The organism is Undibacterium sp. Ji42W (genome assembly GCF_049340405.1).
Lineage (GTDB): Bacteria > Pseudomonadota > Gammaproteobacteria > Burkholderiales > Burkholderiaceae_D > Undibacterium.
In genome coordinates, this window is record NZ_JBMPOV010000005.1 from 81952 (window position 1) to 95378 (window position 13427).

Here is a 13427-nt window from a genome sequence, read left to right on the forward strand (position 1 = left end):
CTCATGATTTTTGCCAGCGTCCGCCGATATTTTTCAACAAGATATTAGTAGCTGCAAGCTGGCGGTTGCGTATCGACAGCAAATTGGATTCACTAGCCAAGGCGGCATTCTGTGAGGTCACTACATTCAAGTAACTGACGGTGCCTGCCTTGTATTGTTCTTGCGTGATTTCCAGGTTACGCTGGGCGGCTTGCAAGGCTTCTGTCTGTAACTGCAGCTCTGCATCGAGTTGTTCCATCACCACCAGATTGTCTTCCACTTCCTGCAATGAGGTCAGGACTGTCTGGCGATAAGTAGAGGCGGCGATATCTGCCGTTGCGCGTGCCTGGTCACTAGCCAGTTGACGTGCACCACCATCAAAAATAGACAGTAATATGGAAGGGCCAAGCGACCACACCAGGTTGGGTGCATCAATCAATTTACTCAGGGAAGAACTGCGGTAACCCGCATTGGCCGACAAGCTGATGTCAGGGAAAAAGGCGGCATCCTTGACACCTATCTGGGCATACGCGGCGACCAGCTTGCGTTCAGCCGCTGCGATATCTGGCCTGCGTTCCAGCAAGGTTGCCGGGATCAGTACCGGCACAGCAGGTGCTGTCGGCAGTGTAGCGGTGCTGCTGATATTCAAGGCTGCGGGAGTCACACCCAACAGTACGGCAATCGCATGCTCCAGTTGTGCCCGCTGTGCCACTGCATCTTTTAATTGCACCTGGCCGGTGGTCACTTGTATTTTGGCTTGCAAAACATCGCTTTGTCCTGCCACCCCGGACTGATATCTGGCCTCGGTCAATTCCAGGCTGCGTTGATTGGAGGTGGTAGTTCTTTGCAATATGGCTTGCTGCGCCTCGGCCACACGCATGGCGAAATAGGTTTGTGCGAGTGTCGCCTCGGCAGACAAGCGGGCAGCATCATAGTCATCACGGCTGGCCTGCAGGCTGGCGTTGGCGACATCGGTGGCTTTTGACAGCCTGCCCCATAAATCAATTTCCCACGAAGTATCGACAGCCAGTGAATAACTATTGCTGGTAGTACGGCCATTCTGACCTGAGCCTGGGTTACCGCTGCGCGTGCCGCCTGCATTCAATGAGACTGTTGGCCACAATGCTGACTGGCTGGCTTTGAGCACCGCCTTGGCATTGGCGATCTGGGCGGCGGCTGACTTCAGGTTTTCATTGCCCAGCAATAGCTTTTGTTGCAGTTCATTGAGCACAGGGTCATTGAACATTTCCCACCAGGATTCTGCAACTAAAGCGTCCGAACCAGCGCGCGTGGCTTGCGCTGATTTCCAGTAACTGGCTTCCTTGAATTCTGCGGTCAGCGGGACCGTAGCCGGTGGCGGTGCCTTGGTCTGGGCACAGGCAGATAACAGCACGACCAAAGTCAGCACGGATAAGCGTGGCAAAGTTACAGGGCACAAGTTAATATTTTTTTTCATAATCGCTCTCATGCAATATCCAAAGCGCCAGCGCTCGCTACTGCTTTTACGGGTTTTTTCTTACGGCGTAATCTGTCCATGCACACAAAGACGACAGGCGTGGTGTACAGGGTCAGCAACTGGCTTAACAACAGGCCGCCGACGATGGCTATGCCCAGCGGCTGGCGCAATTCTGCACCATCGCCGGTACCCAGTGCCAGTGGCACAGCACCAAAGATTGCTGCCAGGGTAGTCATCAGGATAGGGCGCAGGCGCAGCAGGCTGGCGCGGTAAATTGCTGCACCGGCAGTTACGCTGCTGCCACGGCTGTTTGCTTCATGTTGCGCAGAAATTGCAAAATCGATCATCATGATGGCGTTCTTCTTGACGATGCCTATCAGCAGTACCACGCCGATCAGGGCGATGATGGAAAAATCAGTCTTGAACAGCATGAGTGCCAGCAAGGCACCTATGCCTGCCGAAGGTAAAGTTGAAAGTATGGTCAGTGGATGGATCAGGCTTTCATACAGTATACCCAGCACCAGGTAGATGGTAATAATGGCCGCCAGCACGAGTAGTGGCTGGCTGCTCAGGGAAGACTGGAAAGCCTGCGCCGTCCCCTGGAAACTGCCATGCACGGATATCGGTACCCCTAGTTTGGCGATGGTGTCATTAATCGCGTCCACCGCCTGCGACAAGGCGACATCCGGTGCCAGGTTGAAGCTGATGGTGCTGGCGGGCGAGCCACTTTGGTGATTGACAGCCAAGGGCGTATTGGTGGTCTCCACCTTTGCCACGCTGGCCAGGGGTATGCGCACACCTTTGGAGGTAGTGACATACAGGCTCTTCAAACTTTCAGGGCTTTGCAGATAGGCCGGTGCCAGTTCCATTACGACCCGGTACTGATTCAGCGGGTTATAGATGACACCGATCTGGCGCTGCCCAAAGGCATCGTTAAGCGTGCTGTCGATGGCGCTGACGGTCAAACCCAGTCTGGCCACGGCATCGCGGTCTATTACCAGCGAAGTCTGTATGCCCTTGTCTTGCTGGTCACTGTTCAGATCAGCCAGTTCAGGCAATTGCGACAAGGCCTTGCGTATGCGTGGTTCCCAGGTACGCAGATCAACCAGGTCATCTGCCTGCAAGGCATATTGCCAGGCGGCGTTACTTTGCCGGCCTCCGATGCGGATATCCTGTACCGGTGACAAAAACAGATTGGCACCCGGCAAATGCGCAAGCTTGCCGCGCAGGCGGTTGATAACCTGGTCTACACTCTCTTCGCGCTCAGTCCTGGATTTGAGCGAGATGAACATGTTCGCACTATTGCGCTGGCCGCCACCGGTAAAGCCAGTGGCATTGGCGACCGCAGGGTCGGCCAGCACAATTTTGCTGAAGGCATTGAGTTTCTCTTGCATGGACGTGAAAGAGCTGGCCTGGTCTGCCTGCACGCCACCCATCATCAAGCCGGTATCCTGCTGCGGGAAAAATCCTTTGGAGATCGTGATGTACAGCGATACATTCAGGGCAATCACGCCAGCCAGCACCAGTAGTGTCAAAGGCTGATGCCGCAAGGTCCAGCGCAGGCTGCGACGGTAGCCGCGCATCAGGCCACGCTGGAAACGGGAAAGCGCGCGCGAGAATTTACCCGGTGCCTTGGCTTTTTCCACGGGCCGCAACAAGGCCGCTGCCATCATGGGCGTAGTCGTCAGCGATACCAGCATGGATACCAGGATGGACACCGATAACACCACCGCAAACTCGCGGAACAAACGCCCGACTATGCCGCCCATCGCCAGGATGGGGATGAAGGCGGCAATCAGTGACAAGCTGATCGATACTACTGTGAAACCAATTTCGCGCGCACCCTGTAATGCTGCTTCCATCGGCGTCTTGCCGCGCTCTATATGGCGCGAAATATTTTCCAGCACGACAATCGCATCATCCACCACAAAACCGGTAGCTACCGTCATCGCCATGAGTGAGAGATTATCGATACTATAGCCAAGCAAATACATGACACCGAAGGTGCCAGCCAGTGAAACTGGCACCGCCACCGCAGGTAACAAGGCAGCGCGGAAATTGCGCAAGAAAGCGAAGACCACGACGATGACCAGGCCAAAGGCAATCGCCAGGGTGCGCTGCACTTCAGTGATGGATGCGCGTATGGTGGGCGTCCTGTCCATGACCACATTGACATCGATGGCTGGCGCAATGGAGGCGCGCAATTGGGGCATCAGGGCGCGGATGGTATCTACCGTCTTGATGATGTTGGCACCTGGTGCCTTGTTCAGTATCAGCAAGATCGCAGGTGTACCATTTGCCATGCCGTAATTGCGCACATCCTGCACGCTGTCTACCACTTCAGCCACATCGCGCAGGCGCAGTGCGGCACCATTGGCATAGCTGATGATCAGCGGCGCATATTGTTCTGCCTTATAGGACTGGTCATTGGCGCTGAGCTGCCAGTAATGTTGCTGGTCTTCGACCGAACCCTTGGGGCGGTTGGCATTGCTGGCGACAACGGTAGCGCGTACATTTTCCAGCGAAATGCCATTCGCTGCCAGCTTGTTGGGATCCACCTCTATGCGCACCGCAGGCAATGCACCTCCACCTATGGTGACCTGACCTATGCCATCGACCTGGGACAGGCGCTGTGCCAGCACGGTGGAGGCAGCGTCATACATCTGGCCGCGTGTCAGTGTCTTGGATGTCAGCGCAATGATCATCACCGGCGCATCAGCAGGATTAACTTTACGGTAAGTCGGGTTGCTGGGCATGCCGGATGGCAGCATGGCGCGCGCCGCATTGATGCCAGCCTGCACATCCCGCGCTGCGCCATCAATATCCCGGCTCATATCAAATTGCAGGGTAATGCGTGAACTTCCCAATGATGAAGAGGAAGTGATTTCATTGACACCGGCAATGCTGCCCAGCGCACGTTCCAGCGGTGTGGCCACCGTGGCTGCCATGGTATCCGGGCTGGCACCCGGCAATGAGGCATTGACGGAGATGGTAGGAAACTCAACCTGCGGCAAGGGCGCAATCGGCAGCAAAAAGTACGCGATGATCCCCGCCAGCGCCACACCCAGGGTAATGAGTGCAGTGCCGACCGGACGTTCTATGAAGGGGCGGGAAAGATTCATCTGCTTACGCCGCAGTTTCTGTTGCAGTTTCTGAACCTGGCTTTCGGGCAAACCTGCTGGCCAGCGCCGTGAAGCCAAGATAAATTACTGGCGTTGTGAACAGCGTCAGCATCTGGCTGACAATCAGCCCACCCACCATGACCACACCAAGCGGATGACGCAATTCACTGCCCACGCCCGAACCCAGCATCAGTGGCAGCGCACCCAGCAAGGCTGCCATGGTGGTCATCAGGATAGGGCGGAAGCGCAGCAGACAAGCCTTGTGGATGGCTTCGCGCGGGTTCAGGCCTTCTTCGCGTTGTGCATACAGGGCAAAATCGATCATCATGATGGCATTCTTCTTGACGATACCAATGAGCAGCACAATACCGATGATGGCGATGATACCCAGGTCCAGCCTGAATGCCAGCAAGGCCAGCAAGGCTCCCAGACCTGCCGACGGCAAGGTGGAAAGTATCGTCAGCGGATGTATATAGCTTTCATACAAGACACCCAGCACGATATACATGGTGACTATCGCTGCCAGTATCAGTAACAGTGTGCTGGACAAGGATGCCTGGAAAGCCAGCGCCGCACCCTGGAAGCTGGTTTCCACACTGACTGGCAAATGCAAGGCTGCTTCTTCTGCCTTGATGGCGTTGACCGCATCACCTAGCGCCGCGCCCTGGGCGAGATTGAAGGAAACAGTCGCAGCAGGGAATTGCGCTGCATGGTTGACTGCCAGTGGCGCTATCCTCTCCACCACTTTGGCGATTGAAGACAGCGGCACCTGTACGCCATTCGTGCCTGGCACATACAGATTGTTCAAGGCTTCCATGCCCACTTTGTATTGCGGTGCCACTTCAAGGACCACACGGTACTGATTGCTTTGCGTAAAAATCGTCGAGATCAGGCGCTGGCCAAAGGCGTTGTACAGCGAGTTGTCGATCGCTGCGACACTGACGCCAAAGCGGCCTGCGGCATCCCTGTCTATATCCACATAGGCTTGCAGGCCCAGCTCTTGCTGGTCACTGGCGACATCAGCCAGTTGTGGCAATTTGCGCAAACGTTCGAGCAGGGAAGAGGTAGCGCGCGACAGTTCAGCAATATCGGGGGAACTGAGCATGAACTGATATTGTGTTTTGGCTATCCTGTCTTCTATGGTCAGATCCTGCACTGCCTGCATATAGATGGCGATGCCAGGCACCTTGCGCGTCAGATCACCCAGGCGTCTGGCGATCAGGGTGGCCGAGATACCCCGTACCTTCAGGGGTTTCAGCACGATCAGCATGCGCCCGGCATTCAGAGTGGCATTTGCACCATCCACACCAATGAAAGAGGACACGCTTTCCACTGCCGGGTCTGTCAGGATCACGCTGGCCAGTTCTTGCTGATGTTCAGCCATGGCGGCGAATGAAGTAGATTGCGCTGCCTCGGTAATTGCCTGTATCTGGCCCGTATCCTGCACCGGAAAGAATCCCTTGGGGACAAAGATATACAGCAAACCGGTCAGAGCCAGGGTCGCTACAAATACCAGCATGGTGGTTTTTTGCCTGTCCAGCACCCAGGTCAGCATGCGGCCATAACCCGCAATGGTTCGTTCAAACATGCGGCCTATGGCGCGTTTGACCGGGCCAAAGTCCTCTTCTTTTTCGTGGTGTAAAAGACGGGCGCACATCATCGGTGTCAGGGTCAGGGACACGAAGGCAGAAATCAATATCGAGACAGCCAGGGTAATCGCAAATTCATGAAACAGGCGGCCCACCACGTCTCCCATGAACAGCAGCGGTATCAATACCGCAATCAGGGAAACGGTAAGCGAAATAATGGTGAAGCCGATTTGCTGCGATCCCTTTAGCGCTGCTGCCATCGGGGTTTCGCCTTCTTCGACATAACGGGCGATGTTTTCTATCATGACTATCGCATCATCGACGACAAAGCCTGTCGATATCACCAGCGCCATCAGGGTCAGGTTATTCAGGGAAAAACCTACCATATACATGACACCAAATGTGCCTACCAGTGACAAAGGTACGGCAACACTGGGGATGATGGTGGCAGGCACGCTGCGCAAGAAAACAAAGATCACGAATACCACCAGGCCTATGGCCAGTAGTAATTCGATTTGCACATCATCGACAGAGGCGCGTATGGTGGTGGTTCTGTCGCTCAGTACCCGCACATCGACAGACCCAGGCATGGCGGCTTGCAAGCTCGGCAGCAAGGCTTTCACGCGGTCTACCGTCTGTATCACATTCGCGCCAGGCTGACGTTGTACATTGAGGATGACAGCCGGGGCCTTGTCTGCCCAGGCCGCAAGGCGCATGTTCTCTGCATCATCGACCATGGTGGCAACATCACGCAGGCGTATGGGGTTGCCGTTCTTGTAGGCAAAGATCAGGTTGGCATATTCTGCCGCGCTTTTCATCTGGTCATTCGCATCAATCGTCGAGGCACGCAGGGGACCATCAAAACTGCCCTTGGCCTGGTTGACATTGGCGCTGCCTATGGCAGTGCGCAAATCATCCAGTGAGAGGCCAAGATTGGCCAGTGCCGTAGGGTTGGCCTGTATCCTGACAGCAGGTCTGCGCCCACCCGCAATGCTGACCAGGCCCACGCCACGCACTTGCGAGATTTTTTGCGCTAGACGGCTCTCGACCAGATCATGTATGCGTATCACTGGCAGGGTGGTCGATGAAACCGCAATCGTCAACACGGGTGCATCCGCAGGATTGACCTTGCTATACACCGGCGGCATCGGTAAATCACTGGGCAACAAATTACTGCCAGCATTGATGGCAGCCTGCACTTCTTGCTCGGCAACGTCGAGTGACAGGCTCAACTCGAACCGCAGCGTGATCACAGAGGCACCGCCAGAACTGGTCGACGACATTTGCGCCAGGCCAGGCATTTGTCCAAACTGGCGTTCCAGCGGTGCCGTGACAGAAGATGTCATGACATCCGGGCTGGCACCGGGATAAAGCGTGGTCACCTGTATGGTGGGGTAATCCACTTCCGGCAATGCCGCGATAGGCAGCAGGCGGTAAGCCAGCAAACCGGCCAGCAAAATCGCCAGCATCATCAGCGAAGTTGCGACCGGTCTTTCAATAAACAGACGTGAGGGATTCAGGGTAGCCATGGTGTGATGATAATGAGCTGAGCGCCCTTATTTCCTGGTTTCTGCTGCGGAGGCAGGGACAGGAACTGATGCCGCTGCTGGTGTTGATGCTGACGCTGAAGCAGGCACCGATGCTAACGCAGATGCAGACCCTGAAGCAGAAGCGCCGCCTCCTTTACGTCGTTTGCCACCGCCACCGCGAGGCTCATCAGCGCCTCCAGGTCTGGCGGATGCTGCAATGACTTCCACCTTGCCGCCATCACGCAAACGGTCTGCGCCATCGGTCACCAACTGGTCACCTGGCCTGAGTTCAGCCTTGACGGCCACCCAGTCACCATCGGTCGCCAACGTAGTGACAGGCTTCAAGGTAACCACACCGCCTTCACCGACGACATACACAAAATTGCCTACCGTGCCGCGTTGCACGGATGCCACTGGGACTGCCAACGCATCTTTCATGGTATCGAGTTGCAAGCGTACATTCACAAACTGGTTGGGAAACAGGCCATTGTCCTTGTTAGGGAACAGAGCCTTGACCTTGATGGTTCCTGTCGTCAAATCTATGCTGTTATCGGTATTGGCGACACTGCCTTCTGCCAGGATATTTTTTTGTTCCCGATCCCATGCTTCTACCCGCAAAGGCACATCATTTTTCATTTGCTGGCGCAATTTATCGAGGCGTACATCGGGGATGGCAAATACAATGGCAACCGGCTGGGTTTGGGTGATTGACACCAGGCCATTGGTGTCCGAGCTATGCACGATATTGCCCAGGTCAGCCTGCTTCAAGCCAGCCAGGCCAGAGATAGGAGCAGTTACGCGGGTATAACTCAACTGCAGTTTGGCATTATCTACTGAGGCCTGGTCAGACAAGATGGTGCCGTGCAGTTGCTGCACCAGTGCTTCTTGCGTATCCATTTGCTGCTTGGGGGCTGCCTGTTTTTCGACCAGGTCTTTATAACGTTGGTAATCCAGCTCGGCATTTTTTAACTGTGCCTGGTCACGCGCCAAGGTGCCCTGCGCCAGTGACAAGGCGATCTGGAAAGGCTTGGGGTCTATCTGCGCCAGCAACTGTCCTGCCTGCACAGCCTGGCCTTCCTTGAAATAAATCGCTTTGAGTTCGCCATCCGCCTTGGTGCGCACAACAGCAGTATTGGCAGCAGCGATATTGCCTATTGCGGTGACGATCAGACGTATGTCACGCTTTTGCGCAGGTACGACGGACACCGGCTGTGCTTTATTGCCGCCATCACGCCCGCCGCCTCGTTTACCTGAATTCCCTGGAGGGCCATTGCCTGCCTCTGCTGGTGCGCTGGCATCAGTGCGGTGGTAATACCACCAGCCACCTGCCGCTACTACAATAAGCACCAGTACGGCAGTTGCCGATTTCCAATTGACGATTCTTGATGTCATCTTAATGCCTTCACACTGTCAGTACTAAAACGAATAGCAAATTAATGGGGTATCCATGTGTATCATGCGGAGAACTTTTGGCGCCCAGCGACATTCATCAAAGGTGAAAAGCTGAGCTGCACAGTTTATTTTATGAGTTTGAATAGCGCAAAACAGACGCGTACAGCAGGAGCAATACAGCAGCAGCGGTGTGGCTATATCAATAGTTGCCTATGCGCGCAGCAATGTCAACGATAGTCTTGCGGCGCAAAGATATATACATCTCCATGCACTCCGCAAGTAAAGAACCGTGTGTCGCCGACAATGGCGGTCATTCCCTCAAGAAATAAGTTCTAGTTGAAACTATACTATCGGAAAACAGCTGGTCTATTCAAGGCGGAATTCAATTCGTTACGAAAGTGAGAGAATACGTTACTTGCGCGGACATGCATTGGGTTAATAATATTTCCTTGACAAAGTAAGCGCTTGCTCAGTCAGCCGTTTTAAGGGTGTATGGATGGAAAACACGATATTTTCAGAATTGAAGTTTTGGCTCATGATGATAGCCTCGATTGTCATGCCTTTTGGCATCTACAGCTACCTGATATTGAAAAAAGCCATATCCCAAAAAACCACCCTGGCGTTTGGTTTTGCACTGGTCGCCATTGCTGGTATGGACGTGTATTTTCTCAAGGTACTCTCAGCCGCCGCAAAACTGTCCCCCTCACCTGCGGACGATACGATATTTGTCTCTGAAATTTCGCTTGCTCTGTACCTGGTGCCTGCCATGTTCGGTGGTATTGGGGTCAATATCATTTCACATGTGCTGATCAAGCATCTGGACCAGGCGAATCAGCGCTTCAAGAAAGAACATCCCGAGTCATGAGCTTTGTGGCTGTTGAAGAACAATTTTTGCGATGCAAGACAGCCCTCTTTGTGGAGGACTGTCTTGCTTTTAAAATCGGCTTTTTTATTTAAACGCCTTGACCAGTGCTTCAAACTTAGTCCCTAGGGATTTGTCATGGGCCGTAATTGGCGGTACTTCACGCTTCACATCCAGTAACTGATACACCGCCATCTGCGCGGCACGTACTGAATATTCCACCGTAAAGACCACGTCATCTGGTACTTCGACAAACTGGCTGATGAAAGCAAAGTTTTTTGTACCGGGCGGCACAGGCAAAGGCCGGTCGCCAATGGCGCGGGGCATGAACATGCTGGTGATGTAAGGCATGCGGCAAGGGATGCAATTGGCATTGTCAAAGACTTCAGCATCAAAGCGCAGGTGACCCAGTAATTCTTCCAGGATTTCGGCACCACTGCATTCGCTCATTGGCTTCGCTACGTAGTCACCGATGCGGTCAGGGTAGAGCGCATAACCCCAAAACACCTGGATACCAGCAGGCTGGTTGATGAAATGAGGCTGGTGCGCCAGCACGATGGACATCAGCCAGTTGGAATCCTTGAAAGTCACCAGCCCGCCAGTACCAGCCTCGTTGCCACTGAATTTTTGCATCAGGTCAAAGAAGCGCGGATCTTTCAGCGTAACCGTGAACGACTCCCACCATGACTGGGCGATGCAGGTATTGAATGCCGCCGGATTACCCATGTTGGGTCTTTCAGCTGCAAGCTGCTCCCACAAACGCCAGCCGCAGCTATCTATCTTGCTGTGTTTTTCCGGAGCACTGCTCATCGAACCCAGGCTGGATGCATCGGTCATGGAACCATTTTGCAGGAATACGAGGTCACCGTCAGCAACGGCGATGCTTTCTGCTACGCCGTCACGCAGGCATTCCAGGCCAGTGACCTGGAATTGCTCATTGATCACAGTGTGCGTCAGTTTTTGCACCTCGCAATTCGTGATGAATTGCACGCCATTTTGTTTCAGCCAGGTTTGCAGCGGCAAGACCAGTGAATCATATTGGTTGTAAATAGTGCGTTTGACGCCGGCCAGGGTTTCGATGCGAGAAAATTCCATCATGAATCTGTGCAGATAGCGCTTGAACTCGACAGCGCTATGCCATGGCTGGAAGGCGAAAGTGGTGGCCCACATGAACCAGAATTCGGTCTCAAAGAAAGAGGGTGAGAGCCAGTCAGTAATGGTGCTGTTGCCCATCTCTGCCTCATCCGCCTGGCTCAGCTTGAGTAATTCCATACGGTCTTGCATGGAGAAACCCATGGACGATACCGGCACCTTGGCGCGTCGCTTGTCTACCAGCCTGGCCTTGGAGTTGGACTTGTAGTGTTCATTGAATTCGACCGTTTCTTCCAATACCGATCTTCCCGGATTATGCAGTGAGGGGATGGATTTGAACAAATCCCAGGTGCATTCATAATTGTCGGTCGTGAGCATGCGGCCACCTCGCAGTGAGTAGCCTTGATCTGGGCTACCTGCACCGTCAAGACTGCCGCCCAAGAGGGATGTAGCTTCAAGGATGAAAATATTGTCGCCCTTGATTTTTCCGTCACGTATCATAAAGGCGGCAGCCGCCAGGGAACCGATGCCACCACCGATCAGATATGCTTTTGTATTCATAGTCATAATTTCCTTAAACTGTATTAACGTGTTTCGTTTTGATTCATGCAGATGTATTGCCATGTTGACACGCAAGCAGGGATATGTTTTGCGCTATGACAAACAAGTGAAACAGATGAAGTTTTTAAGCGCGTAAGCGCTATGCATATCCTGCCGGAACGGATAAGCCGCAGCAGGATTGTTGACCTTGACCCAAGCACTTGCAGACAGCAATGCCAGTTCAGTTATCTCTCTGTAAAGCCAAGACTACATGGCAGTGCAACTATCCGCGCAAGTGCGGCAGGCTTTTGCACACTCACTCATCATGCCGTCGGCATCGTTATGGGCCTCACAAAAGGTGGCGCAAGACAGGCAAATTTCTGCACATTCGCGGGCCAGGTGCATGTGGTGTGGTGAGCGGCGTGCCATGAAATCTGCATGGACCAGGCAAATCTGGGCGCAGTCCAGCAGGCTGACCAGGTGTAATACTTCACTATGATTGCTGTCACCATGCATGACATGGGCGGCAGCAGTGGTACAAATGCGATGACATGCCAGACAGTTGGCCAGACATTGTTCCATTTTTTCATTGAGGGGTGTGAGTTTCATTTTTAATTCTCCTGAATGACTGAGTGAGTTCAAGTTAACAATGGCACGAAGCCAGCGACATGAGAATTTATACGCCGCATTGCCGAAAATGAATGTGCGCTGTCGTACATGGCGAGTTGTAGCAGTACTCAATAGAATAATTCCACTAAGAAATTCGAGAACGTTGTGGTCATAAAACTTGCTCCTGATAAATCTATTTGAATCTTATTTCAATCTGTTTGAGTCTGACCCATAAAGTGCTGTAAATTTATGTGTGGCAGCGTACAGAGGGCATTTGCAAAAAATGTGATGCTACGTCCCATGGTGCCTCGGTATGAATATGTTGTTCATGCTGGCTCTCTTGCTAAGTCTGAATGGCGGGATAGAACTAGTCCCCATAGCTTTGTTCAGATTTCAACCTTGGAGAAATAAATGAAACAACAATTAAAATTCATCATCGGTGTGTCAAGCTTGTTACTGGTTGCTCATGCGAGTGCACAAATCGTCTTCTATGAAGGCGAGGGCTTCCGTGGCCGCACCTTCAGTGCCAATGGCACACAAAGCAATTTCCGCAACAGCGGTTTCAATGACCTTGCTTCGTCAGTGGTGGTAACCAATGGCCGTTGGGAAGTCTGTGACGATGCCAATTTCGGTGGCCGTTGCATGATCCTGAGCAAAGGTAGCTACGATACGCTGTCCGGCATGGGCATGAATAACCGCATATCTTCCGTTCGTCCAGTCAGTGGCAGGGGACGTTATGATAATGAGATGCAGGCACCTTTGAGCTCGCCAAATTATGATTACCGCCGTCGTCCAAACGAAGGTGTGTATGACGCGCCTGTGACATCTGTCCGCGCCGTTGTCGGCCCACCAAATGAGCGCTGCTGGATAGAACGTCAGCAAGTTCAAACTGAACGCAGTGAGCCTAATGTTGGTGGTGCCATTGCTGGTGCACTGATCGGCGGTATCCTGGGCCATCAAGTCGGTGGCGGCACTGGCCGTGACCTGGCAACTGCTGGTGGCGCAGTCGCTGGTGGTGCACTTGGCGCAAATGCCGGACGTGGTAATGGTGGTACCTATGATCGCGATGTACGCCGTTGCCAGACAACTGCCAGCACAACACCGCAATACTGGGATGTAACCTATAACTATCGTGGCGTAGAACATCACGTACAGATGAGTTCTCCTCCAGGATCTACTATTGCTGTGAACCGTAATGGCGAACCAAGGCAGTAAGTAGCTTCTCAGTAGATTTAATTAAGGAAGGCCAGATACTGA

Annotated in this window: 8 protein-coding genes; 2 read left to right on the plus strand and 6 right to left on the minus strand. The window is 53.4% G+C overall.

Going from position 1 to position 13427, the window contains the following annotated elements:
* Window position 1: 1 nt before the first annotated feature.
* Genes ACO0LG_RS12405 through ACO0LG_RS12420 form a run of 4 tightly spaced genes read right to left on the minus strand, consistent with a single transcriptional unit; the run spans window position 2 to window position 9067 of the window.
* Entirely contained in the window at window positions 2–1435 is a 1434-nt protein-coding gene (locus tag ACO0LG_RS12405; RefSeq protein WP_423026726.1) for an efflux transporter outer membrane subunit, read from the minus strand.
* A gap of 8 nt (window positions 1436–1443) precedes the next feature.
* The gene (locus ACO0LG_RS12410) at window positions 1444–4557 is read right to left on the minus strand and encodes a multidrug efflux RND transporter permease subunit (protein ID WP_423026728.1); all 3114 of its coding nucleotides are present in this window, start codon (window positions 4555–4557) and stop codon (window positions 1444–1446) included.
* Between the two features lie 4 nt (window positions 4558–4561).
* Entirely contained in the window at window positions 4562–7666 is a 3105-nt protein-coding gene (locus ACO0LG_RS12415) for an MdtB/MuxB family multidrug efflux RND transporter permease subunit (protein ID WP_423027255.1), read from the minus strand.
* A 36-nt stretch (window positions 7667–7702) separates the two neighbouring features.
* Window positions 7703–9067: an MdtA/MuxA family multidrug efflux RND transporter periplasmic adaptor subunit gene (locus tag ACO0LG_RS12420; protein WP_423026730.1), complete on the minus strand. Its 1365-nt coding sequence runs from the start codon at window positions 9065–9067 to the stop codon at window positions 7703–7705.
* Window positions 9068–9563: 496 nt separating this feature from the next.
* On the opposite strand from ACO0LG_RS12420, the gene ACO0LG_RS12425 reads away from it, so the two are divergent.
* Complete coding sequence (locus tag ACO0LG_RS12425; RefSeq protein ID WP_423026732.1) at window positions 9564–9932, plus strand: hypothetical protein; 369 nt, start codon at window positions 9564–9566, stop codon at window positions 9930–9932.
* 84 nt (window positions 9933–10016) lie between these two features.
* Here the strand turns inward: ACO0LG_RS12425 and ACO0LG_RS12430 are convergent, their stop codons facing one another.
* Window positions 10017–11588, minus strand: a complete 1572-nt coding sequence (locus tag ACO0LG_RS12430) for an oleate hydratase (protein ID WP_423026734.1) — start codon at window positions 11586–11588, stop codon at window positions 10017–10019.
* A gap of 240 nt (window positions 11589–11828) precedes the next feature.
* The gene (locus tag ACO0LG_RS12435; protein WP_423026736.1) at window positions 11829–12170 is read right to left on the minus strand and encodes a four-helix bundle copper-binding protein; all 342 of its coding nucleotides are present in this window, start codon (window positions 12168–12170) and stop codon (window positions 11829–11831) included.
* Window positions 12171–12581: 411 nt separating this feature from the next.
* Between ACO0LG_RS12435 and ACO0LG_RS12440 the strand changes: the two genes are divergently transcribed.
* A complete protein-coding gene (locus ACO0LG_RS12440; protein ID WP_423026738.1) occupies window positions 12582–13385 on the plus strand; it encodes a beta/gamma crystallin-related protein in 804 nt (267 codons plus the stop codon).
* The last annotated feature ends 42 nt before the right edge of the window (window positions 13386–13427 follow it).

Excerpts from the sequence above, each read along its gene's own strand:
- ACO0LG_RS12405 (WP_423026726.1), bottom strand. The coding sequence starts at position 1,435 with ATGAAAAAAAATATTAACTTGTGCCCTGTAACTTTGCCACGCTTATCC.
- ACO0LG_RS12410 (WP_423026728.1), bottom strand. The coding sequence starts at position 4,557 with ATGAATCTTTCCCGCCCCTTCATAGAACGTCCGGTCGGCACTGCACTC.
- ACO0LG_RS12420 (WP_423026730.1), bottom strand. The coding sequence starts at position 9,067 with ATGACATCAAGAATCGTCAATTGGAAATCGGCAACTGCCGTACTGGTG.
- ACO0LG_RS12425 (WP_423026732.1), top strand. The coding sequence starts at position 9,564 with ATGGAAAACACGATATTTTCAGAATTGAAGTTTTGGCTCATGATGATA.
- ACO0LG_RS12430 (WP_423026734.1), bottom strand. The coding sequence starts at position 11,588 with ATGACTATGAATACAAAAGCATATCTGATCGGTGGTGGCATCGGTTCC.
- ACO0LG_RS12435 (WP_423026736.1), bottom strand. The coding sequence starts at position 12,170 with ATGAAACTCACACCCCTCAATGAAAAAATGGAACAATGTCTGGCCAAC.
- ACO0LG_RS12440 (WP_423026738.1), top strand. The coding sequence starts at position 12,582 with ATGAAACAACAATTAAAATTCATCATCGGTGTGTCAAGCTTGTTACTG.